Annotated in this window: 18 protein-coding genes; 6 read left to right on the forward strand and 12 right to left on the reverse strand. The window is 47.4% G+C overall.

Annotation, left to right across the window (positions count from 1 at the left end; all coding sequences use genetic code 11):
• The first annotated feature begins 359 nt into the window (after positions 1-359).
• From CLV25_RS04280 to CLV25_RS04300, 5 genes are all read left to right on the forward strand, one after another.
• Positions 360-2,138 carry a DEAD/DEAH box helicase gene (locus tag CLV25_RS04280; protein ID WP_131838404.1) on the forward strand — a complete coding sequence of 593 codons (1,779 nt, stop codon included), beginning with the start codon at positions 360-362 and terminating at the stop codon, positions 2,136-2,138.
• 81 nt (positions 2,139-2,219) lie between these two features.
• Positions 2,220-3,086: a metalloprotease family protein gene (locus tag CLV25_RS04285; protein WP_131838405.1), complete on the forward strand. Its 867-nt coding sequence runs from the start codon at positions 2,220-2,222 to the stop codon at positions 3,084-3,086.
• A 188-nt stretch (positions 3,087-3,274) separates the two neighbouring features.
• Positions 3,275-3,640: a DUF1987 domain-containing protein gene (locus tag CLV25_RS04290; protein ID WP_131838406.1), complete on the forward strand. Its 366-nt coding sequence runs from the start codon at positions 3,275-3,277 to the stop codon at positions 3,638-3,640.
• 232 nt (positions 3,641-3,872) lie between these two features.
• Positions 3,873-5,996 carry a S9 family peptidase gene (locus CLV25_RS04295; protein WP_131838407.1) on the forward strand — a complete coding sequence of 708 codons (2,124 nt, stop codon included), beginning with the start codon at positions 3,873-3,875 and terminating at the stop codon, positions 5,994-5,996.
• Between the two features lie 414 nt (positions 5,997-6,410).
• On the forward strand, positions 6,411-7,580 hold the full coding sequence (locus CLV25_RS04300; protein ID WP_131838408.1) for an adenylate kinase: 1,170 nt from the start codon (positions 6,411-6,413) through the stop codon (positions 7,578-7,580).
• A gap of 95 nt (positions 7,581-7,675) precedes the next feature.
• Here the strand turns inward: CLV25_RS04300 and CLV25_RS04305 are convergent, their stop codons facing one another.
• Positions 7,676-8,260 (reverse strand): hypothetical protein, encoded by a 585-nt coding sequence (locus CLV25_RS04305; RefSeq protein WP_131838409.1) that lies wholly within the window; start codon positions 8,258-8,260, stop codon positions 7,676-7,678.
• A 1,012-nt stretch (positions 8,261-9,272) separates the two neighbouring features.
• On the opposite strand from CLV25_RS04305, the gene CLV25_RS04310 reads away from it, so the two are divergent.
• A complete protein-coding gene (locus tag CLV25_RS04310; RefSeq protein ID WP_131838410.1) occupies positions 9,273-10,025 on the forward strand; it encodes a DUF6261 family protein in 753 nt (250 codons plus the stop codon).
• Positions 10,026-10,076: 51 nt separating this feature from the next.
• On the opposite strand, the gene CLV25_RS04315 is transcribed toward CLV25_RS04310, so the two are convergent.
• From CLV25_RS04315 to corA, 11 genes are all read right to left on the reverse strand, one after another.
• Entirely contained in the window at positions 10,077-10,490 is a 414-nt protein-coding gene (locus CLV25_RS04315) for a hypothetical protein (protein ID WP_131838411.1), read from the reverse strand.
• 250 nt (positions 10,491-10,740) lie between these two features.
• Positions 10,741-11,925, reverse strand: a complete 1,185-nt coding sequence (locus tag CLV25_RS04320; RefSeq protein WP_131838412.1) for a hypothetical protein — start codon at positions 11,923-11,925, stop codon at positions 10,741-10,743.
• 27 nt (positions 11,926-11,952) lie between these two features.
• Positions 11,953-13,284, reverse strand: a complete 1,332-nt coding sequence (locus tag CLV25_RS04325; RefSeq protein WP_131838413.1) for an MATE family efflux transporter — start codon at positions 13,282-13,284, stop codon at positions 11,953-11,955.
• A gap of 195 nt (positions 13,285-13,479) precedes the next feature.
• Positions 13,480-15,459, reverse strand: a complete 1,980-nt coding sequence (locus CLV25_RS04330; protein ID WP_131838414.1) for a tetratricopeptide repeat protein — start codon at positions 15,457-15,459, stop codon at positions 13,480-13,482.
• 41 nt (positions 15,460-15,500) lie between these two features.
• The gene (gene mtgA, locus CLV25_RS04335) at positions 15,501-16,199 is read right to left on the reverse strand and encodes a monofunctional biosynthetic peptidoglycan transglycosylase (RefSeq protein WP_131838415.1); all 699 of its coding nucleotides are present in this window, start codon (positions 16,197-16,199) and stop codon (positions 15,501-15,503) included.
• Between the two features lie 326 nt (positions 16,200-16,525).
• Positions 16,526-18,343: a (Fe-S)-binding protein gene (locus tag CLV25_RS04340; protein ID WP_131838416.1), complete on the reverse strand. Its 1,818-nt coding sequence runs from the start codon at positions 18,341-18,343 to the stop codon at positions 16,526-16,528.
• Positions 18,336-18,671, reverse strand: coding sequence for a 4Fe-4S dicluster domain-containing protein (locus tag CLV25_RS04345; protein WP_131838417.1), 336 nt, complete (start codon positions 18,669-18,671; stop codon positions 18,336-18,338). Before CLV25_RS04345 ends, CLV25_RS04340 begins: the two co-directional genes overlap by 8 nt.
• 2 nt (positions 18,672-18,673) lie before the next feature.
• Positions 18,674-19,717 carry an FAD-dependent oxidoreductase gene (locus CLV25_RS04350; protein ID WP_131838418.1) on the reverse strand — a complete coding sequence of 348 codons (1,044 nt, stop codon included), beginning with the start codon at positions 19,715-19,717 and terminating at the stop codon, positions 18,674-18,676.
• A 29-nt stretch (positions 19,718-19,746) separates the two neighbouring features.
• Positions 19,747-20,814, reverse strand: a complete 1,068-nt coding sequence (locus tag CLV25_RS04355; protein ID WP_131838419.1) for a heterodisulfide reductase-related iron-sulfur binding cluster — start codon at positions 20,812-20,814, stop codon at positions 19,747-19,749.
• A gap of 12 nt (positions 20,815-20,826) precedes the next feature.
• The gene (locus tag CLV25_RS04360) at positions 20,827-21,534 is read right to left on the reverse strand and encodes a 4Fe-4S dicluster domain-containing protein (RefSeq protein WP_131838420.1); all 708 of its coding nucleotides are present in this window, start codon (positions 21,532-21,534) and stop codon (positions 20,827-20,829) included.
• Between the two features lie 222 nt (positions 21,535-21,756).
• The gene (corA, locus tag CLV25_RS04365) at positions 21,757-22,707 is read right to left on the reverse strand and encodes a magnesium/cobalt transporter CorA (protein WP_131838421.1); all 951 of its coding nucleotides are present in this window, start codon (positions 22,705-22,707) and stop codon (positions 21,757-21,759) included.
• Positions 22,708-23,207: the final 500 nt, after the last annotated feature.

A 23,207-nucleotide genomic window follows, 5' to 3' on the forward strand; every position in this document is an offset into this window, starting at 1 on the left:
TAATAGATAGGAGAGATGCTTCTTTTGAGGCATCTCTCTTTCTTTTTTTGCTAAGCAGCGAAATGCGTAGCAGCTACACCATGATTGAAAGGCTACCACTTCTTCCGACGAGGCAAAAAGTATGCAGGAAGGCTTCCCAACACTTTGGGCAATACTAAACGTTCGCCGGATGGCGTTCTCTTATCGGCACGCCGCAGAGGCTATCGTTCCATTTCTTAGGTGCCCGAAGCTTTAAGGATATTTAAGAGGCTTAAAGGGGGCGCGTTCCTATTTGCCTATAAATCTTTCATTTATTTACGTACCTTTGCCAACCGTGGGATAACTCGTTTACTCCCATATTAGACTAATAAAATTTTTTAATGGACAAATTGGATGAATTCAGAGTTTTAGGGCTCTCGGAGAGCACCCTTAAGGCTCTTGATGAAAAGGGGTTTGAAACCCCAACACCAATCCAAGCACTGGCGATTCCGGCCTTACTTAATGGCGAACGCGATGTCATCGGACAGGCGCAGACAGGAACCGGGAAAACGGCAGCATTTGGATTACCGATCCTCGAGAGGGTACAACCTGGGAAAGGAGTTCAAGCGTTGGTTTTGGTTCCTACGCGCGAATTGGCGATACAGGTGACAGAAGAAATGGCTTCGTTTAAAGGCGACAAGAAGCTTTTTATCATCTCCATTTATGGAGGACAATCTATAAGCGAGCAGCTTCGTAGGTTGAAAAAGGGCGTAGAGGTGGTAGTTGGAACTCCAGGTAGAGTGCTCGATCACCTAGGTCGTGGCAGCTTGGTTCTCGACAACCTGCAGTACGTTATCCTTGATGAGGCCGACGAAATGCTCAACATGGGTTTTGTTGACGATATCGAAGAGATTCTTCAGCATGCACCCGAGGAGCGCAGAATGCTCCTATTCTCTGCAACAATGCCTCAGCGCATTGCTAAGCTGGCTAAGCACTACATGAAGGAGCCAGAGCTACTAAAGGTGGAGTCGAAGCAGGTTACTGCAGATCTAACCGATCAGATCTACTTCGAGCTTCGCGATTCCGACCGCTTTGATGCGCTAACCCGCATCATCGATGTGGAACCCGAGTTCTACGGACTGGTATTCTGCCGCACCAAAAATGGGGTAGATGAGGTTACCTCTAAGCTTATCGAGCGTGGTTACGATGCAGATGGGCTTCACGGAGATATTTCTCAGGCGCTGCGTGAGAAGATCCTTCGCAAGTTCCGCAACAAGCACATCAACATTTTGGTGGCTACCGATGTGGCCGCTCGTGGTATCGACATTAACGACCTTACCCACGTAATTAACTACTCGTTACCTCAAGATCCCGAATCGTACGTACACCGTATCGGACGTACCGGTCGTGCAGGGAAGCAGGGCACGGCGATTACTTTCATTACTCCTTCGGAGTACCGTCAGTTTGTTGCCATGCAGCGCAACGTAAACGTTAAGATCCGCAAGGAGAAGTTGCCTACTGCCAACGACGTAATCAGCATAAAGAAGAATAAGATTAAGACAGACCTTGAGGAGATTGTAGGAAACGAAAGCTACATGGAATACTTGGGTATGGCCGAAGATCTTATTGCAGTGAATGGGCCTGATATTGCCCTTGCTTCTCTTCTTAAATTGGCATTTAAGGATGAGCTGGATGAGAACAGCTACTCTGAGATCCGTACCGTATCTGTAGACACCAAGGGTAAGGCTCGCCTTTTCATCGCTCTTGGAAAGTTTGACGGCTACAATTCGAAAATGATTGTTGATCTGCTTAAGGATAAGGCTCACCTACCTGATGCAGTTATCGACGATGTAAAGGTAATGGATGCCTTCTCGTTTGTAACCATTCCGTTTAAGGAGGCAGAGCATACGCTCGAAGTTCTTAACACCATGCGTCGTGGCGGTGGTCGTCCTCTTGCCGAGATTGCTGGCGACAGCAAGGGCGGTAATGGCGGTGGTCGTGGCGATCGTCGTGGAGGCGGTGGCGGCTTTGGCGGCGGTTACCGTGGAGAACGTGGTGATAGAGGAGAGCGCCGAGGTGATCGTAGAAGCGGTGGAGATCGTGATCGTGGTGATCGTGGTTTCCGCGACCGTGGAGACAGACCTCGTCGTGATAGAGATTCGCGTTCACGCAGATCGTAAATCATCAAACGCAATAAAACAAGTAGGGTGTCCATTCGGATACCCTCTTTTTTTGCTAGTTTTGGAACATAAATATTTGTTATGGGATCGATTAAAGCAGTGGTGTTTAATACCCTTTACCAGTTCTGGTGGTTTGTTGGCGTAATGGCCGTAATGGGGCTGGTGCTGTACCTTTTGGCTCGTACAGCCCGTCGAAACTACTCGCAGTCGGTAGGCCCAAAGTTCGACACCTACTTTACGGGGTGGATAGGAACTCCGGTTCACGAGTTTGGCCATTGGATATTCTGCCTTATTTTTATGCATAAGGTAAAAGAGGTGCGCTTCTTTAAGTCCGACCCAAAATCGGGAACGCTGGGCTATGTTTCGCATTCATACAATAAGAAAAGCATCTACCAAAAGATCGGGAACTTTTTTATCGGGATTGGGCCCATTTTAGTTGGAGGAGGAATCCTAATGGCTTTAGCCTACTTTATGCTCCCAAGCCATATCCGAATGGTTAACCTGTTTCAGGATTTTACAGAAAGCTGGCCTATTGAGGTGTCGTACGGGTGGAAATCGGGCTTAGCTGCCATTGCCGATAGCTTTTGGGTATTTGTGAAGCTGTTGGTTACTAAGGCTAACTTGTATTCGCCGCTCTTTTGGGTGTTTATTTACATATCGCTATGCATTTCGTCTCATATGATGCTTAGCATGTCTGATATTAAAACTGCGCTGCTTGGTGCACTAATGGTTTTGGCCGTTCTACTGCTTGCCAATGTGCTGTCTGAGCTGATTGCTGCATTTGGCAAGAATACCTTTCAGGCAACAGTATCGAACCGAATAAATCTTATTAGCATGCGATTTGGTGCTGCCTCTATTTTCCTTCTTACCTTTTCTGTGGTTTTGTCGTTTTTTAATATGCTTATTTCGCTTATGGTTAATAATCTCGGAGGTTTAATGAAAAAGTAGGGATAGGCGAATCGGAGAGGATTAATCCATCGGTAAAAAATGTCAAATTTTGTTTGGTAAGGATGTCGATTTTTGGGATAAAAAAAATATATTGCGAGAGTTAAAGACTCTAAGAAGCGTTGTCGGTGAAAAGCGCAAAAGGGAATGAAATCATCGATTGACGTGCGACTTACTTAAAAAATTGGCTGATGGAAATGTTTAAATTGGAGAGGACTTCCAGAACACCGTTTGTGTTGATGGATCCCGCAAATGGGCTTATTGAAATCAAAGGGATATCAATCCCCAACAACTCGTACGAATTCTTTATGCCGCTTTTCGAAAGAATCGAGCGCTATGTTCAGACTCCAACATCTAAGACTGTTGTAAACTTGGAGCTGGAATACTTCAACACTAGCACCTCGAAGGCTTTACTGGAGTTGTTTAAGAAGTTGTCGGTTCTTTCGAATGTTCAGTTTAACTGGCACTACGATAACGACGACGAGGAGATGCTCGAATTTGGGAAGAACTACGAAACCCTTTTAGGGCGCCAGTTTAACTTCTACCAGCTTGTTTAAAGGTTCTTCTGAAAAGTATACAATACGGGGCGTAGCAATTCATTTGTTACGCCTTTTTTATTTCTTTGCGCACAATTTACCACCGCTGCCGGTGTCAAATTACCATTGCTAATAATAAAAACTAAAGCATAAATCCGAATGAAACGCCCACGTTTCTCGAAAACAACTACCGCTGAAAAGCGCTTTCAACATGGGCGTTCCATCTGGTCGTTTTAAATAAAAATTTATTCTGATGAAACGAGCTATTTTACCGTTGCTGCTGCTGTTGGGTATTGGGGCTTTTGCACAGCCTAAAGATTTTAGCATCGAGCAGGCTACAATGGGACAGGGGCGCGAGTTTGCCCCTAAAACGCTTCGAGGTCTTGCATGGCACGGATCGTGTGCCACCTACGTTGAGGATGGGAAAATTAAGGAGATCGATCCCAAGACCGGTACGGTTACCGAGCTTGCTGCTTTTGATGCTCTTGGCAAGGCCATCGACAAGGATTTTAAGGTTTCGCGCACCGAATGGCTTGATGCCAGCACTCTTCTGCTTTTAGGTAACAATAGCGCTGCTAGCTACGATTTGGTGTCGAAGCAGGTTAAAAGTAGCGTTATTGCTCCGAAGGATGCGGAGAACTTTACGCTTGCACCATATAACGCTATGGCTGCCTATACCATTGGCGATAACCTCTACTTTACGAATGGTTCTACTCCCGTGCAGGTTACTGCCGACGGTGGCAAGGGTATTGTGAACGGTAAATCGGTTCACCGTAACGAGTTTGGCATTAAGGGGGGCATCTTCTGGTCGCCAAAGAGCAATGCCATTGCCTTCTACCGAATGGACGAAAGCATGGTAACCGAGTATCCTGTTGTGGATATCACCAAGCGCGTTGCAGAGCTGCGCCCCGAGCGCTACCCTATGGCCGGAATGACGAGCCATCAGGTGAAGGTGGGCATCTACAATATCAAAACAGGGAAGACGGTATTCCTCGAAACTGGTGCTCCATACGATCGCTTCTTCACCAACATCAGCTGGTCGCCCGACGAGCGCTACCTTTTAGTTGCCGAGATTAACCGCGGACAGAACGAGATGAAGCTGAACAAGTACGATGCCCGTAACGGTATGTTCGTTGCTACCCTCTTCGAGGAAAAGAGCAATAGCTGGACCGAGCCTGAGCATTCTGCCCAGTTCCTTACCAAAAATCCAAACCATTTTATTTGGCAAAGTCCACGCGATGGCTGGAACCATCTATACCTTTACGATATCAACGGAAAGCTGATTAAACAGCTTACCAAGGGCAATTGGGAGGTTTCCGACATCAAGGCTGCCACCCCAGACGATCGCTACATCTACTACACATCAACGGCTGTTAGCCCGCTTGAGCGTCATCTGTACCGCTTGGATGTTAAGAGCGGCAAGACCGTTCAGCTAACCAGCGAGAAGGGTACGCATAACGTTATCGTTAACCATGCGGCAGGGCTGTTCATCGATCAGTACAGCAGCCTCGATGTGCCCAATGTGATAAGTATAAAATCAATCGACAAGCCAGCGGGTATCCGAAATTTGATTACCGCAAAGAACCCCTACGAGGGCTTTCGCATGGGGCAGGAGCGCTTTGTAAAGACCAAAACGTCGGACGGCAAGTTCGACCTTTACGGTCGCATCATCCTTCCTGCCGATTTCGATTCTACCAAGAAGTACCCCGTTATCGTGTACGTGTACGGCGGTCCTCATGCGCAGCTGGTAACCGATAGCTGGCTGGGCGGTGCTCGCCTGTGGGAGTTCTACATGGCCCAAAAAGGGTACATCATGTTTACGATGGATAACCGCGGTACGCCTGCCCGTGGAAACGAGTTCTACCAGGCTATTCACCGTAAGCTGGGAAATGTTGATGTTGACGACCAGATGCAGGGCATTGCCTACCTTAAGTCGCTACCCTACGTGGATGCCGACCGTATTGGCGTGCACGGCTGGAGCTACGGCGGCTTTATGACAACCTCGCTGATGTGCAAGCACCCCGAGACCTTTAAGGTGGGCGTGGCCGGTGCGCCGGTTATTGACTGGAAGTACTACGAGGTGATGTACGGCGAGCGCTACATGGATACCCCACAGGAGAACCCCGAGGGCTACGCCAGCGCCAGCTTGCTAAACAACGTAAAGGGTTTGAAGGGCGATCTGCTCATCATCCACAGCGACTACGACGTAACCGTGCTTTGGCAGAACACGCTTACCTTTATCCGCGAGTGCGTGAGCAACAACATTCCGGTTGACTACTTTGTGTATCCTCAGCACGAGCACAACGTGCGCGGCAAGGACCGCATACACCTGATGACCAAGATCACCAAGTACTTTGACGACAATCTGAAGAAGTAGTTTTTCTTCTAACTTTATCTACTCCTGACAGAGTTTTAAACCCTGTCAAGGGTAGATGTTAAGCGAAGAGTCTTTAGAACTGTGAATTTGGAAGAGAAGGATAAGGACTAAATACCAGTGCATGAATGAAACTGGTTATCCCCTCCTTGGGAGGGGTTGGGGTGGGTGATAACGACTTTACCCACCCCTGCCCCTCCCAAGGAGGGGATAACCTACTACGATTATGCATTTCTGCTTTTGAAATTATCCTTAGTTTGACGGCTATGCTTATCACTAAGGCACAAAAAAGCTGCAGCAATTCCGCTGCGGCTTTTCTTTTTTTGATGACGTATGGCGGTTTGGCAAAACAATGGCTCTTTTTGGGGCTATCGTACCCTATTTAACCTATATTTGTAGGCACTAAAACTTTTCTCTATGATAAACATAGCTCTATTTGGTGCTCCAGGTGCGGGTAAGGGAACCCAGTCGGAGCATCTTATAAAGAAGTATAAGCTGCACTACATCTCTACCGGCGACCTGCTGCGCCAGGAGCTGAAGGCGGGAACGAAGATTGGCCTCGAGGCAAAGAATATTATTGCCGAGGGCGGCTTGGTGTCCGACGAGATCATCGTTCAGATCATCGAAAAAACCATCAAGCAGAACCCTGATGCCAACGGATTCCTATTCGACGGGTTTCCGCGTACCTACGTGCAGGGCTACATCCTAGAAGGGCTGATGATTAACCTAAATACGAGCCTCAACTGCCTCATCAACATCGAGGTTTCGGAGGAGGTGAGTACCCAACGACTTTTGGGTCGTGCCAAGGAGCAGAGCCGTAGCGACGATAACGAGGTGGTAATCCGTAAGCGCTTGCGCGAGTACCAGGAGAAAACGCTACCGGTGCTCGACTTCTTTAGGGAGCGGGGCATCTGCAAGTCGGTGAACGGCGAGCAGCCCATCGACACGATTACCCACGATATAGAGCTTATCGTAAACGAGGAGATGAGCAAGCAGATGCTCAATGTTCTAATAATGGGCTATCCGGGAGCAGGACGCGGATCGTTGGGCCTTGCGCTCGCTAAAAAGTACGGGCTGGAGCATTTGTCTACCGGAAAGATGCTCGAGGAGGAGATCAAGAATGGTACCGAGGTGGGCGTTAAGGTGAAGGAGCTGTTCGAGAATGGGCAGATGGCGCCCGACGACATCGTGGTTCCGCTGATCGAAAAGAAGATTAAGGCCTGCAAGAACTCGAAGGGCTTCGTGTTTACGGGATTCCCCCGTACGCTGGTGCAGTCGTACATCCTGGAGGGTGTCCTAAAGAAGCATGGCATGAAGATCTCCCACTTTATAGAGCTGGAGGTGCCTACCCTCGAGCTGGTGAGGCGCCTTGATGCCCGCAGCAAAACCGACCGATGCATGCCCTACGATACCACTACGCAAAAGATTATCCAGCGCCTAATCGACCACGAAACCAAAACCATCCCCGTGCTGGAGCGCTATAGGCAGCGCCACGAGGTATCGGTGATTGATGGAACCGGCACCCGCGAGGAGGTGGCCGATCGTGCCTATAACGATATTGAGAACCGGTTTAAGCACCTGAGGTAGCCTCTGTGCGCTTACTGGTGTAGAATAAATAGGCAAGCCGAAGCATTCACGCTGCGGCTTGCTCGTTATTGAAGTTGCTGATTAGGCGCTACTAGCTAGTTTGTAAGCTTTGTCATAAACGAAACGTCGCCTTCTTTGGTAACCTTAACCACAATGCGACTGCTGCCCTTGTTTAGCTCTACAAAGTAGTGGTCGAGGTGCTCGAAGGGTGTTCCGTATAGCTCCATCTCTTCGGTGTTTTCGTAGGCCTCATTTTCGTTAAAGAAGAAAACCTTACCAATTGAATAGTCCTTATACTTTGCTTTAAGCCTTTTTTGGCCGGTCATTGGCAGGTAGTCGAAGGTGGTGGGGGTAGTTGTTCCTAGAAGTTTCGACTCGGAATCGTAGTAGGCCTTCGTCGTTTCTCCATCTTTGGTAAAGGTTGCTACGTCAAACGTCTTAGATTTTGACCACTGAACATCCGGCATTTCGCCGAAGTCTGCGGCAAATTGGGTCTTGGATGCATTTCGGACTTCGCTTGCTTTAAGCGTTCGTAGGGTTTTCTTCTCCGTTTTTAGATCGGACTTGAGCTCCTTCTTTCTCATTTGGCTTTCGCGTATTGCCGCTTGTCCTTGTGCACCAACCTGAACTGTTGCCAGTGCAAAAAGTGCTGTTGCTGATAGAATCGCTAACTTTTTCATGGCCTCCTGTTTTTGGGGTTATTAATTAGTAGCGGGAGAAACAGGCGCCTCGCGGGGATGTTTAGGAGCAAGCGGGCCGTTTACCATAAATAGGTACTCTTTAGCTGCTATTACAAGCGGGGGTGCGGCGAAGGTGTCTGCCCATAGCCGTAGCGGTAAAAAGCTACGAAGTAGCTACCCCTTAGTAACCGCGGATGAAATCCGTGGACGCAGAACGCCCCCCTCTTTAGCAGCCCCGAATGGGGCTGACCCTTTGGGCAAACGAGCTGCATTGGGGTCGCCCCTTCGGGGCTGATTTTTCTCCACCCAATGGCCGTGGGCTTACGCCCACGGTTACTAAGGTGGCGCTACGTTGTAGCGCGTTAATGCAACCTTGGCCTACGCTTTTGCAGCTTGCGGCCTCCGGCCGCTTCAAAAACAGGCCAGAGGCCTTGTTGATCCGAGTGTAGCGAGGACGCTACACATAGCGGGGGCGATAGCTTCAGCCGAACATAGCCGCTATGCTCAGCAGGGGATTTTCCACTTTTTTCGGTGAAAAAATTAACAAAAAAGCTTGCGAAATAGAAAAATCGTTAATTTAGGGGTGCTGTTCTTTGAAGGTTGAACCATCTAAGCTTAAGGCTGCTGCCCATCGGAGCTCCAAAACGGCGTTTCCTCCCGGAATTTTTCACACCGTTGCGCCCGGACGCAAATTTCCTCCCGGAATTTTCACTCCGGCACGGCGGCACGCAAATTTCCGCTCGGAATTTTCCACGGCGGCGCAGCGGGACGCAAAATTCCTCCCTGAATTTTCCACGCCAGCGCAGCGGAATGCAAATTTCCGCACGGAATTTTTCACGCCGGTGTAGCGGGATGCAAAATTCCGATCGGAATCGATCGTGCCGGAGCAGCGGCGTACAATTTTCCTCTCGGAAATTCCCTTAAAGGTGGATGGGCGCAATTTTCGAAGCGCAGCTTTTGAATCATACGAAGAGAGTTTTTGGAAGTAGTTAGTAACGAAAAAAATTTTTGTATGAGTTTGTATTTTTCAACGAGCAAGATGCTCTTAAAAGACGTGGTTGACTACGGCAAAAAGCTGGACAGCCAAGTTATTGGATCGGGTATTGAGGGGCTAACCACCTCTAAGCCTTACTTACGCTTTAAGGAGGCTAATGCTAATTTAGGACAAGGCTACATGCTGTCGCGTAAAAGTGAGTTTACGGAGAAGCTTTTTGAGCTGGACCAGAAGAGAGGGAACTCGTACCGAGGACTCTACCACGGGGTTCAGAGCTTCCTCTACTCCGATGTTCCTGCCGAGGTGTTGGCCGCCAAGCGGCTCAACGTGCTCTTCGAGCACTATGGTTTCGACTTCCTCGAAGGCTCCTACTCGGGCGAATCGAGCACCCTCGCCAGCTTTATTGACGACCTGAAGAAGCCCGAGAATGCGGCAGCCATTGTAACGCTGAAGTTCGAGCCTAAGCAGGCGCAGCTGGTTAACGATGTTACCACCTTCGACACCACCTACAACCAAAAGGTTGACGACAAGGACAGCAAGGCTGATTTTGTGGCTGCAACAAGGGTTCGTAGGGAGTTTGAACAGGCCACCAAGAACTTCTTGGCCTACGTGCAGGGCAAGCTGCTGGAGGATTCCGATCCGAAGTGGGAAACGCTTTGCTCAAAGATTCTCCTCCTTAATCAGGATGTGATGAAGACCGAGGCGCTGCACCAGGCCGCCTTAAAGAACAAGCGCGAAGAGGAGCAGAAGAAGAGCGAAGGGCAGAAGTAGCCCCTTCGAGAGCAGAATAGCATAACGGGAGTCGATCGTCGGCTCCCTTTTTTATTCCTCTCCGCCGAGCTGCCTACGGATGTACTGCTGCTTGGCCATATGGTCGAGCGATACCGAGCGGCGAATGCCCGAGATGTGCTCGATAAGCGTGTTTACCGTGGTAAGGCGTCGGCGCTGCACCTCGGGTTCGGGGGCCACCACGCCGGCCTCAAAGAGCAGCATGGCCACCATCTCCACCTTTTCGGTGGGGTAGGGGTCGTCCTTAAAAAAGGCGACGATCTCTTCGGGCGTCATGGCCTCGAAGAAGGCGAGGTTGCGCTCGAAGAAGGCCATAAAGGTGACCTCCAGCTCGGAGTACACCTGCTCGTACTCCTGGTTACGGCGGGCGTTTACGATGCGGTCGAGCGCCAGAAAGAAGTTCTGCATTAGCCGCATCAGGTAGTCTTTCTCGTAGCGAATAGCCATAGCTTCGTGTTTCTTGTGTCAAACATCTCCCAAATAACAAGAAGTTAAACGGAAATAAACGGAAGTTAGTCTGAAGTTAAACGGAAAAAAGATTAATAATGAAGTCAAAGGAGTTGAAGAATCTGGAGAGCTCACCATCAACGCTCCTTATCCTCCCGTTTGGATGGGAGGTAAGGGGTGGATTTTTACGTAATTTCTAATTGGTAGTCGTTATCGAATGGTTCGCGACTAACGACTAACATCTCCCTCCCTAGAACTTCACCCCAAACTCTACCCGTACCCCTACGTTGTAGGGCTGCACCTTCGACGAGGTTAGCTGCTCGAAGAAGCCAACGGCGAGCGAGATGCCGCTGTACTGGTTCGACATTACCCGGATGCTCTGCGTTAGGCATATCCCGGCAATGAAGGTCTCGGATTCGTTGCCGTCGAGGTCGGCCAGCCGTTCGGTGCCAAGGGGGATTTGCACCCCACCGTTAAGCCAAAAGTACTTGTTGATGGGGTAGAACGCCTCGGCTCCAATTTTGGAGTAGTAAATGGAGGAGGTTTGGTACTTCTTGGCGTCGCTGCTGCTAAGGTTATCGATGTACTCTACCCCTGCGGTAAGCGGTATGCTGATGCGTCCGTCGGCAAAAATGCTGTTGAGGTAGTAGGTGGCTGTCCATCCGCTGCCGTTCGTACCTACCAGCAGCGATAGGGTAGACATCTCCTCGAGCCTGAGGTAGCTCTCCTCCTCTTCCATTTTCCGTTTCTTATCCATCGGCATGGTTGGGGCTTCGGATTCGGGGTTCTTTGTCGCTTCCGTTTTGTTGCCGCCGATGTTTAGCAGCTGGTCTACGTTGATGGAGTCGGGGAGTACCCGTGCTCTTGCCTCCTCCTTTTTCAGCTTCTTTATGGCCGAAGCATCGGCCGTAAGCTTGTCGATATCCTTGCTGTTGAGCTGCTCGAGGCACTCCTCTACGGCACGACGGATCAGCCGTTCGTAGATGGAGGTGGCATCGTTGCCGCTCTCGCTAACGGTTGCCGATGTTCGGTAGATCTCAACGCTGCCGCCATCGCCCGACTTGGCCTCGAAGCTGGTCACTACCGTTACGGTGGCCTTTTCGTAGCCGTTGTTGGGCTGCTCGTTGGCCGATAGCACCATGATGCGCATGGTAACGGGTTTCCTCCCCGCGCTTGGCGGAAGGATGTAGTCGGTGTGGCGCTTAATGGCTGTGGCTACACCTCCGGCCAAATTGAGCTTGCTCTGCTTCCGGTTGCCGGTTTTGGTGGTTACAATCCACTCCTTAAAGTCGCGGTTGTCCACCACGCTATCCACGTAAATTTTGGGGTTGATGAACTTTACCGGCTGGCTCTTAAGCTCAATGTCGAGGGTTTGGGCCAATCCTGCCGTTGCCAGAAGGAAAAGAAGAATCAAAAGGGTAAGCGTTCTATTCATCGTTGCTAGATGTTATTTCGTTCAGGATTAGATTACCTTGTTCCGCCACTTCCCAAAGCGAAGGTAGAGCGAGCACACCAGCAGCATGTACCCGGCGTAGAACGTTTCTACAAACCAGATGTTGGTAACGTTGATGTTGGTATACTCGGTAAGGATAAAGGTGATGGCGATGTAAAGGGCGATGTCCGAGAGCTCGAGTCCAAACGCGGTGAGGGTGTTTCCCGTTCCCGAAACGGCCATAAAGGTGATAAAGCCCAGCGACATGGTGGTGGCGCCAATCATCACCACCTTGGCAACGGGGATGGTGTCGGCCACCAGCGAGGCATCGGGGCTGTAGAAGCCGATAACCTGGGGCAGCATTAGGTAGAAGCACGCAACCACCAGCACCACGCTGCAGAAGCTCAGCAGCATCGAGCGCGTTACCACCGTGGCAATACGGTCGAAGTGGCGCTCGCCCATCAGGTAGCTCACCAAGCTGTTGGTGGCCTCGGCAAATCCCCAAATGGGCATCATCATGGCAATGTAGAGGCTGCGCACGATGTTCGAGATGGCCAGCGAGCGCTCGCCCATCCGCTCAATTATCAGAAAGATTACGAACCAGGCGCTAAACGAGATGAGGTGCTGCAGCATCACCGGCGATGCCAGCTTGAGCGTTTCGCCCGCCACCCGCATGTCGAAGCTGCGGATGTTGAACAGCCCAAACGCCTTTGGGTATTTCCGGTAGATGGTGTACCCAAGGATGATGGCAAAGCCAGCCATCTCCGAGATTACCGAGGCTATAGCCGCCCCGTTGAACCCCAATGCCGGAAACCCGAACTTGCCAAAGATCAGGAGGTAGTTTAGGACGATGTTTAGCCCAACGGTAGTAGTGGTTACCGATATCAGCACCTTGGTGTTGGCGGTTGCAACGTAGAACGAGCGGAACAGCAGCGTAAATGCCGCCGCATATACGCCCCAAATGCGGTACTGAACAAAGTCGCCCACCTGAAGGGCAATCATCTCGTTGCTCACCAGGGTTGGAATTAGGTTGCTGGCAAATAGCTTTACGGCAGCAAATACGGTAATGGTGATGGCCAGCAGCAGCAGCGTAGAGCTGGCAAAGGTTTTCCCGATATCGGCAGGGCGCTCCTCGCCAAAGCGGCGGGCCATAATGATTTGGTTTCCGATGGTGAATCCGGTAATCACCATCATAATGGTGAGGTAGAAGAGCGTGCCAAGTGCCCCGGCTGCCAGCTCCTGTTCGCCTAGATGCCCTAGAAAGATGGTGTCGGTGATGTTAAGCACGTTTTGGCTGATGCTCCCAACGATAATTGGGTAGGCAATTCTCCAAATATTCCGGTACGAGGTCTCCTCTCTCATACAGCAAAGGTAGCAAGATCTGTGGTTTGAGATACTTGAATTTAATGTGAGTTCGATTTGAGGCTATAATATCAAAAGTAAAAGGTAGCCAAAGGTGTAATTCCCTCCTTGAAAAGGAGGGCGACGAAGCCAGAGATGTGCGCACTAGCATATAAATGAAAAGACGAGTGCTCTACTCGTCTTTTCATTTTGTTTCTATTTCTCCTTAATGCAGTACTTCTTTAGGGTGGCGTAGGCATCTCGGATGCCAAGTTCTCCAGCCTTGCTGATGTCTAGGCAACCCTTGTTGGTATCCTTCAGGTAGATTTGGATAAGACCTCGGTTGTAGTAGGCATCGGCGAGGTTGGGGTACTCCTCTATAGCCTTGGTGTAGCTCTGGATGGCCTCAGGCATACGGTTCGAGAGCGCGTAGATGTTGCCTAAGTTGTAGTCTATGTAGGCGTAGTTGGGCAGCAGCTTGGCCGCCTTATTTAGGTCGTCAATTGCCTGATCGTAGTTGTACACGGTAACGTCAATTTTTTGCTTGGCCATAGTTGGTCCCTTTTCGTCGAGAAGGGTAGGCTGCATGCTATTCTCTATCGACTTGGTGAAGTCGATCATCTCGGCCTGTACGGTAGCTCGGTTGATGAAGGTAAATCCATTTTTAGGATCAGCATCTATTGCCTTTCCGTAGGTGCCAATCGATTTGGTGTACTGATTCTGGCTGCTCTCTGCAATAGCCATTATCATGCTCGCTAGTGCAGGCTTGCCGTTTACAAGCAGCTGGGCAATTGCCTTTAAGCTGTCTATTGCCGCAGGTGTTTGCTTTTGTGGCTGGTTGGTGAGCGTAAGCTGCTGCTTGTTGTTAAGGCTGTTCCTGAATCTATCGTATGCTGGGTAGTAGTAGGCATTTTGCAGCTGAGGTAGCGTATCGGCAGCAGTAACCTCAATGCGGTAGAGCGGACGTAGCTTAATATCCACCTGGCTGTTGATGAGCATGTCGTTTTCGTCGAAGTTGGCATCGAACGACATCATGGCGTTGAACTTCTTGCTGGTATCGGCATACACCGAGAAAGTGCTATCGTTAAGCTTCGAACGGTATTCCTTGATTTTTTTTGTAGCAATGTCGAAGTCGGCTTTTGCGCTCTTCATATCGTTGAGCCTACGCTTGATGTACGAGCGATTCATGTAGGCGTTGGCGAAGTCGGGGTAAAGAGCAATGGCGCGAGTGTAGTCCTTCAGCGCTTCGCGGAGCATTCCAAGCTCAACAAGTACAGCGGCACGATTGTAGTACACCAGCACGTTCTTAGGCGTAAGCTTTGCTACTTGGTCGTAGTCCTTTACGGCATTGTTTAGGTCTCTAACCTGAGCTCGGAGTATGGCTCGGTTGTATAGGATTACAGGGTTGTTTGGTTCTAAGCGTATCGACTTGTTAAAGTCGGCCATGGTGTTGTTGTACTTCTTCATTTCGTAGTACACAAGTCCACGGTTAAAGTAGGCCATAAAATTTGTAGAATCAAGCTCTATCGCTTTGTTGAAATCGGTCAGAGCCTCTTTCAGCTTCTTTTGGACCATCTGCAAATGGCCACGTTTTAAGTAGGCATCTACATTGGAAAAGTCTAGCGAGATGGCCTTATTGTAGTCGTTTAGAGCAGCTGTAGTATCCTTCATAAAGAGGTAGGTAATACCTCTGTTTACGTATACATCGCTAACCTTAGGTTCCTTCTGTATAAACTTGTTGTAGTCATCTAGGGCCTTTTCGAACTGTTTAGACATGAAGTGGGTTACACCTCGGCTATAGTAGATTCCTGGATATTCGGGTCGTAGAAGGGAGGCGTTGTTAAGGTCGGCTATTGCGGCATCGGTGTTGCCCATTCGTGCCGATGTAATTGCCCTGTAGTGGTAGGCCTGAGTGTAAACAGGGTTTAACTTTATGGCCTCCGAAAAATCATGATTGGCACCAATCAGGTCGTCGAGATTGTACTTGGCGATACCCCTCAGGAAGAAGGCCTCGTGGAGCGTATGGTCGGTTTTTATGAGTACGTTGAAGTAGTCCAACGATTCGGCATACTTCTTGTCAATTAGGCATTGCCTACCGTTGTTAAAGAAGTATTCTTTATCGATTTGGGCAAACGTAGAGAATGGGTTAACGAGTAAAACCAGAATTACTATGGCTATTCTACGGAGTGTATTCACAGAGGTTCTTGTTAAGGTTTTGGTTTGATACTCTTGCAAGGTTACAGGTTTACCTCGCGAAGCTTTCTCATAATTCGGAGTATTAACTCCTGCTTATGCCTCATTGCTGCGTTGGGATTGCCCGGATTACGCTTTAGTGGGCTCGGAAGCGTAGCGGCAAGCAGTGCCGATTGGCGCTTGGTAAGGTTCTTTGCATCCTTCTCGAAGTAGAATTCCGATGCAGCTTGTACGCCATAAATGCCATTTCCGAGCTCTACTATATTTAGGTACGTTTCCATTATTCTCTTTTTCGACCATGTTGCTTCGATTAAAATGGTAAAATAGGTTTCAAACCCTTTTCGAATCCAGTTACGAGCAGGTACAAGAAAGACATTTTTGCCGGTTTGTTGCGATATGGTGCTTCCACCTCGAATTTTTTTCTTCTTCGTATTGTGCTTTAGTGCACGCTCTATAGCAACAAAGTCAAATCCGTAGTGTTCTGGAAACTTATTATCCTCCGATGATACCACCGCCAGCACCATATTCTTGCTGATATTACCGTAGGAGGTCCAGCTTCTTTTAGCCTTAGGAAAATCTCCATCGATAGCCTGCTCTACGCTTCGAATCAGCATAAGAGGGGTGAAGGTAATGGGAACAAGCCTCATTATAAGAACCGAGAAAATGGATGATGTGAAAAAGAGTAGGGTAAAGAACTTTACGCCACGCTTAAACTTAATCATCGGTCTTATCTTTTGGCTCATTTTATTCTAGTTTTTGTATTCGTTCACAAAAATATAAAATCGATATTTTAGTGAAAACGTTTAGCCGCTTATCCTACAAAATAAGTGCCCTTTTTGTTTCTTTGTTCCTAAAAAGCCCTAGAATAAAGCCCCACTCTCTGCATCTTTGCCGATATCGAGCGCTTCTCAATCTAAACGTACCATAGGTGTTGTTTATTGCCTTTGGTAGAGTTGGCCTTTCTAGAATGCAATATGCTATTGTATTCTAGATGCTGTATTGCACATGCAGATCTTGTGAGCATTCTTTTATCAAGTGATCTTCATCTAATTTCAAGATGATCTTTTGATCATCTTGTTGCTGTTTCGGATACTTTATAATGCTGCTTTTCTAGAATAGGAGTAGGCTTGTATGCATGTCTTGCCGTAAAAACGGCAATGTCCTCTACTGTTACCTTGTCAGCCACCTTAAATGCTTTGCTGCATGCAGGACAGCTGGTTATTAGATGGCTAACGTTCGAAGGAATGCTGTTTAGGGTTAAACTGGCAATATCTGCTTTTTGATTGTAGCTTAGAGAACTGTGGGCCATTGAATTTCCACAGCACATACCTCTTGCTTCTTTGGGAAGTTCTGTGAATGTCGAAGATTTCTTTAGAATATAGCGAGGTTCTTTTGTTATACCACATCCTCGTGCAAGTTCGCAAGGATCGTGATATACCGTAATGGCGTCCGATTTATTTAGGGCTATTCTCTCATTTTTGATCAGACGATTAATGTATTCGGTATGGTGGATAACAGGAATACTTAGTTGGTAATCATCCCTAAATGTTTTGAGGCATATAGGGCACGATGTAACGATCATTTCAACTCCGCTTTCACGGAATAGGGCAGTGTTCTTTGCCATTAACTCTTGCGAAGCGGCCAGCTGTCCTGCCAACTTCTGAGGACGACCACAGCAAATACCTCCATCCTTGTCCAGGTGAACTAGTTTTTCGCCTGCGGTTTCGGCAATTTTTTCAAGACTCTTTGTAGTTGCTGGTGTTAGCTTACCCATGCATCCCGAGAAGTAACCAACCTTTGCTTTAGGATATTCTGCCAACGAGGTATAGCCGAAGTCTGTTTCATGCTCTATTTGCTTCTTCAGCGACATCCTTAGCGGTTCTATGGTGATGCCAACTGGACAGCTTTCTTCGCAGCGTCGGCAGTTAAGGCAACTTTCAACCATTTCTGGTGATAAGCTTCCACGCTTTAATGCATCGAGTAGGTATATGGGTTGAGGCTTGCCGCTGATGCTGGCTTTAGTTAATGGACATGAGGAAAGGCATACTCCACACTTCGAGCAGCTTTTGGCTTGTATCTGATTAAATATTGGTTGGAATTTGCTCGCGTCCACTTTTGCTTTTCGCAAAAAGATGAAGAATGGCTCGGTAAGGATGTGCATGTAGCGGGTAAATGGCACTGCTACAAAGAAAATTCCTAACGATATTGAGTATGCCCACCATGCGGCATAGGCGCTGCTCTCGCCAACGCCAAGGCTAAAAAGTAGCTCTCCTGTTGGTTCGGTAATAAAACTTCCTGTTTGGTGGATGCCAGAGTTGATGCTTTCGGCTAAGAAACGAAGGGGAAATATCAGCCAAAGTGAGTAAAGTCCAATCTTGTCAATGGCGGTTAGCTTTGGCTTTTTGATGATGCTGAATCTTCTAGAAACAAATCGTTTGGTAAACGCAAGGAACGTCCCCGTTAGTACCATTAGTAGAAAGAAGTCCATAAGGAACGAGAACTCCTGATGATACTTAAAACTTCCCATGTCGGGAATAAAATACTCTAAAAATATGGGAAAGTAGGGGGGATTTATATGTGTGGACGTGTAGACCTTCGATTCTAGGTTGCCTATAACGATTAGCATAAACCAGCCAAACGCAAGGCTCATGTGCATGAATCCTAGCAGCAGGTTGGTTCTAAAAAGGTTTATGTGAAGAAGACTCTCCTTGACGATCTCGATGCAGCACTTAGCAAGTCGGATTGGCGATACTAAAAGCCCCTTTAGCTTTCCTTTTTCATCTTTAGGCATTTGGCGAAGCCAATAAATGAGCTGCGCTATGTATGCAAAAACAACAAATACAAGTCCAACTGTAAATGGGAGTACAAATATGTCAAATCTATCCATGCTGTTCTTGAAGGTGTTTGTTGATTAAAAGAACGATTTTACGATTGCTCACGTTTTTAGGGCAAATCATTTCGCATTTTCCGCAGATCATGCATTTGGCAATCTCATTCTTAAGACTAACTGTTTGGCCTCTGTCTATGTTCAACTTTACTTCTCGAATGTTGAACGATGTTAGCTGTGCGGCTGTGCATACAGCAGAACAGGCTCCGCAGTTAATGCAGAGCTGGTATTCCGGATATTCTGATATAAGGGTGCGGCGAAGGCTTAAATCGGCTTTGTCGAGCATAATCATGCTATCCTTTCGTGTCGTAAATCCAAATTTCACCATGGCTAAAGGTTCGTTTGGTTTAAGTAGAAGTGAACATTCAAGGCTACCGATTTTGCATCTGCGAGTGTTTCTTTAACGGTTAAGGGGCTTTTTGCTGTTCCTGCTGCAAAAATACCTTTGCTTATTCCGGTATTCTGCTCTACAAGGATTTGGTTGTTGTCAATAATAAAGCGGTCTTCTTCCGATTTTGTGCTAAGTTGGCTGGCAAATCGTTGTGTGTCTTCCGATGGAACCATGCCAACCATTAGCACCAACAAGTCGAGCGAAAGCTTCATGGGACGACGCGAAAGGGTGTCTTCAATGCGAACAATAAGTTTTCCTTTGATGTCTTCGTTTACCTCCGACATTCTTCCTCTAATAAACAGAATGCCCCATTTTTCTTGCGCTTCGCGGTAGATGCTTTCAAAGTGGCGATCGAATAGGCGTAGATCCATGTAAAAGCAGTAAACGTCGAGGTTGGGATGCTGTTTTTTTACCTCAATGGCTTGCTTTATTGCAGTAATACAGCAAACCTTAGAGCAGTAACCGTTGCACACCTTTTCATCGCGCGAGCCTACGCAGTGTACAAAGCCAACCTTGCCCGATTTACCATGGACATATCGGCTTAGCTGATTCTGCTTTTCAACCTTTTCGAGTTCGACTGATGTGATTACATGGTTGTAAATTCCGTAACCATACTCTTCCTTTTTAGTGGCATCGAAGGGGGTGAAGCCAGATGCTATGATGGCCGCATCAAAAGAGTACTCCCTTTCAGGAGTTGTTATTGATACGCTATTCTGTTTGTTAGCTATATTTAAGACGGTTGTGCTTGGTGCAATGCTTATGTTTGACTGTGATTCGAGCGTGGTGTTAAGCGCACTAATCATATCTGTAGCATTCTCATTGTGGGGGAATAAATGATTCCAATTAGCTACGTTTCCTCCGAGTCGCTCCGATTTTTCGAAAATAGTAACCTGATAGCCTAAGCGACCAAGGACGCTGGCAGACTGCATTCCTGCGATGCCGCCACCTATAACTGCTATTTTTTTGCTTTCTTCGTTAATCATAACTATGTGCACAAGCTAATTTTAAAATTCTAGTATTTGAGGACTTCCGGTTTTTCGGGTTTCCCTAAATCTTTACCGTCCTTTGAACTAAATTTTGCATCGGGATCGTATTCTACCCCAATTTTTTTTAGAAGAGGCTCCACGTTTACCTGGTGTAGCTGAAGCCCCAAATCCCAAGGATCGTAGCCTAGTACTAAGCCTGCTAGCTCCTCGTAGGTTAGCGATGGAATTCCGTACCCTTTATCGTCGTAGGTGGTTCCTTCCATATCGGCTATAACATATTGCCATCTATCAAGAAAGTAGGCACAGCCAGGGCAGTTGCTTAGGATAAAGTCGGGCTTGTAGGGGGCCATCGATTCGAACTTCTTTTTTGATGCCGATACCGAGTAGCCTCTATTGGCTTTTACCAAGTACTGGCGGAATCCAAATCCACAGCAGTGCCTGCGTTCGGGGTAGTCCACAACATCTCCACCCCACGATTCGATCATTCCTACGAGCACGTGAGGGTATTCTGCCCCACCGACACCCTTGTGTGGAAACATTTTGGCATAGTGGCATCCGATGTGCTCTACCACTTTTAGCGGTTCACCGGTTTCTTTGTTTATTAGCCTATACTTAGACTTTTGGGCTATTTCTTCCCGAAACTTATAGATGATGTCGCTGGTGTGAACCAGATTTTTAGGCTTGATAAACTCTCTCTTTGTAGCCTTGTATAGTAGCTCGTGAGCTTTTTCTTCCATCTCTGGATTGTGATGCCATAGATCCAGAATCTCTGTATAGATTCCAAACGAAGTTACACAGCTGGCAACGTAGTTTTCGAGCCCGGCTTCGTGCATTAGCGCAAACTGGCGGGCCACAACCGTCATCGTTGTCTCTATAGGGACTAAGTCGGTGTGGTAGGCAATTCCAGTACAGGTTGTATGGCGGGGATCATCAAGTATCGATTTCCCCAATTCGCCTTTCAAAATGCGAAGAAATGTTGATTCTGAGCCGGGAAAGAAGTTTTGACGGATGCAGCTACGTGCGTAGTAGTAGTAGTCCTCCGCAATTTCCTTCTGATATTTGGCCCAAAGCTTTTTCTTTCCTTCTGGTATCATTTCGTTTCTGATTTATATCGAGTGGTCTTCTTCGTTACTAAAATTGTATATGTGCTGAACGTAGTCCGATTCAATTCCCGATTCATCTAATTCAAGATTCATCTCTTTAGCCTTGACTGCGGAGACTTTCTCTATATGCTGAAATTGGCGGTGCGCTCCGGTAACTTCGAAGATGCTGCTAATCTCATCGAGGGCTTCTTGGGGAATTTTACGGAGCGCACCTGGCTTATCCTGATGGTAGCTAGCGCCAACACGTTCCATAAACGCATCTATATGCTTTTTCTCAAAATCGAAAATCGGACCTAATTCTGGAAACATCTCTGTATTAAGATGGTCTACATGAACGCAGTAGCCGTATTTATATGACCATTCGCCAATGGTTCGCTTGAGTACGAGTTGTTGCCTTCCCTTCTCTGATTCAACGAAAAGGCCTTTTTTTATAGAAAGGGCACGAAGCGCCATAATGATTAATCCCGGGGCATTGCCTCGCGGACAACGGGTTTTGCATGACATACATTCTCCGCAGTACCAAATAGTTTCGCTCTTTAGCAGCTCTTCTATGAGCTTGTCGTCTTTTGTTGAAACTGTTTCTGCTATTGCGCGTGGTTGGTAAGGATACACCTGAGCGGCAGGACATATTGCGGTACATGTACCACAGCTAATGCACGAGTTAATGCCTTCTTCAAATCTGATGTCCTTGTTTAACTCTTCGTACAACATTAATTATATAATTGATGTGAAGTAAGTTTGCAAATTCTGTCATTTAACACATGTTACGGTAAAAGTAAAGATTTAATTGGAGAAATCGAAGAAAAAAGGTCGTGTAATAGTACGTTTTTGTGGCTTTTAAGGTAAGATGCAGCAAGGAATAGTGTACTTTTTTAAACGATAAAGGCGATTATTCTCTTAATAATCGCCTTTATCGTTTTTATTGTTAATGTGTTATAACCATTTTTTTCGTTTGAAGATAAATAGGGTGATTCCAGATGCGAAAAGCATAAAGAATATTGCGAAAAGGTAACCATACTTCCAGTGAAGCTCGGGTATAAAGTCGAAGTTCATACCGTACATGCTGGCAATAAGGGTAGGAGGCATGAAGATTACCGAAACCACGGTAAAGATCTTGATGATCTTATTTTGCTCGATGTTGATAAGACCAAGGAAGGTATTCTGTAGGTACTCCAAACGCTCGAAGCTAAAGTCGGTGTGGTTGATAAGTGAACCAACGTCCTTTAGCATGATGGTAACCTTTGGGTAGAGGTCGTTGGGGAATCGCTCGCTTTTGAGGATTCCGGAGAGTACGCGCTGTTTGTCGATGATGTTTTCACGGAGCAGCATCGAGTTTTCCTGAAGCTGGTTGATGTCCAACAGTACCTCTTCGTCAACGCTGCCCGATAGGGTGATCTCCTTGCTAACTTTGGCAATGTCTCGTGCAATTTGCTCAACCATGTCGGCATCGAGGTCGATCCGGGTTTCCAAAATTGCCACCATTAGGTGAAACGACGTTGGAAAGGCGCGGTTATTGAGCAAAAAGCGGCGAATCGTATCGGAAAACACCTTAAGATCTATATTGCGAACCGTTACGAGGATTCCCTCCTTAAGTATAAAGGATACGGCTTCGTAGGTAAACTCTTCGTCTTCCTGGATAAGGAAGTTCGAGTTGGCCATTATGGTCGTTTCGGATTCTGAGTAGCGCGATGAGCTCTCGATCTCTTCTGCCTGCTGTCGGGTAGTAAGGTTTACGTGTAGAAAGTTCTCAATTGCCTTTTTCTCCTTAAGGCTTGGATTGTTCATGTCAATCCAAATGATATCGTCAAAGCTGAACTCTTCGAGCAGCTCTATCTCTGTTTCCTGAATGATTTTGTTGTCGCCACGAACGAATAAGGTTACCATCGACCCTTGGTTTTTACCGGTTATACAATGGGTTGTTTAGCTCTGGAGAAGTGAGTTGGCTAGTGTTAGCCCTCTTCAGCGCAAAGGGATGTCGGCAAGTCGCACAATCGAAAGCCCGATTGCGTCGACCATCGTCGTCGTTTGTGGTTGGAAATTTGTTGGAGAAACTTGGAGTAATTCAGAAAGGAACGTTGTGCCGATAATCGGTAAAGACTTGTACGGCCGATCGCTGATGTTGCTACCGACAATTTCGCGCGTTTAAACCCTTTTACGATGGGGGTAGTGCTTTTTAGAAGCACCGCCGAAACTTTTATACAAATCATTCAACTATCAAATTTATCCCGAGGGCATTTGTTCGAATTACTTTGATTATCGGGGCAAAGGTACTATTTTATTTACAAACCAAAACAAAAATGTCTTTAATTGGCCTTTGAGGGGGTGGACTGGCTGTCGAAACCATCATTTTTTTGGTAAATTTGTCCGTCAAAATAAACCCTTAA

Origin of the sequence: Acetobacteroides hydrogenigenes (assembly GCF_004340205.1) — a bacterium.
In the GTDB taxonomy this organism is placed as follows: Bacteria; Bacteroidota; Bacteroidia; order Bacteroidales; family ZOR0009; genus Acetobacteroides; species Acetobacteroides hydrogenigenes.

What these genes read in the sequence shown, in the direction of transcription:
- CLV25_RS04280 (WP_131838404.1), top strand. Translation starts at nt 360, where the DNA reads ATGGACAAATTGGATGAATTCAGAGTTTTAGGGCTCTCGGAGAGCACC.
- corA (WP_131838421.1), bottom strand. Translation starts at nt 22,707, where the DNA reads ATGGTAACCTTATTCGTTCGTGGCGACAACAAAATCATTCAGGAAACA.
- CLV25_RS04285 (WP_131838405.1), top strand. Translation starts at nt 2,220, where the DNA reads ATGGGATCGATTAAAGCAGTGGTGTTTAATACCCTTTACCAGTTCTGG.
- CLV25_RS04355 (WP_131838419.1), bottom strand. Translation starts at nt 20,814, where the DNA reads ATGATACCAGAAGGAAAGAAAAAGCTTTGGGCCAAATATCAGAAGGAA.
- mtgA (WP_131838415.1), bottom strand. Translation starts at nt 16,199, where the DNA reads ATGAGCCAAAAGATAAGACCGATGATTAAGTTTAAGCGTGGCGTAAAG.
- CLV25_RS04320 (WP_131838412.1), bottom strand. Translation starts at nt 11,925, where the DNA reads ATGAATAGAACGCTTACCCTTTTGATTCTTCTTTTCCTTCTGGCAACG.
- CLV25_RS04360 (WP_131838420.1), bottom strand. Translation starts at nt 21,534, where the DNA reads ATGTTGTACGAAGAGTTAAACAAGGACATCAGATTTGAAGAAGGCATT.
- CLV25_RS04340 (WP_131838416.1), bottom strand. Translation starts at nt 18,343, where the DNA reads ATGGATAGATTTGACATATTTGTACTCCCATTTACAGTTGGACTTGTA.
- CLV25_RS04290 (WP_131838406.1), top strand. Translation starts at nt 3,275, where the DNA reads ATGGAAATGTTTAAATTGGAGAGGACTTCCAGAACACCGTTTGTGTTG.
- CLV25_RS04305 (WP_131838409.1), bottom strand. Translation starts at nt 8,260, where the DNA reads ATGAAAAAGTTAGCGATTCTATCAGCAACAGCACTTTTTGCACTGGCA.
- CLV25_RS04295 (WP_131838407.1), top strand. Translation starts at nt 3,873, where the DNA reads ATGAAACGAGCTATTTTACCGTTGCTGCTGCTGTTGGGTATTGGGGCT.
- CLV25_RS04325 (WP_131838413.1), bottom strand. Translation starts at nt 13,284, where the DNA reads ATGAGAGAGGAGACCTCGTACCGGAATATTTGGAGAATTGCCTACCCA.
- CLV25_RS04310 (WP_131838410.1), top strand. Translation starts at nt 9,273, where the DNA reads ATGAGTTTGTATTTTTCAACGAGCAAGATGCTCTTAAAAGACGTGGTT.
- CLV25_RS04300 (WP_131838408.1), top strand. Translation starts at nt 6,411, where the DNA reads ATGATAAACATAGCTCTATTTGGTGCTCCAGGTGCGGGTAAGGGAACC.
- CLV25_RS04350 (WP_131838418.1), bottom strand. Translation starts at nt 19,717, where the DNA reads ATGATTAACGAAGAAAGCAAAAAAATAGCAGTTATAGGTGGCGGCATC.
- CLV25_RS04345 (WP_131838417.1), bottom strand. Translation starts at nt 18,671, where the DNA reads ATGGTGAAATTTGGATTTACGACACGAAAGGATAGCATGATTATGCTC.
- CLV25_RS04315 (WP_131838411.1), bottom strand. Translation starts at nt 10,490, where the DNA reads ATGGCTATTCGCTACGAGAAAGACTACCTGATGCGGCTAATGCAGAAC.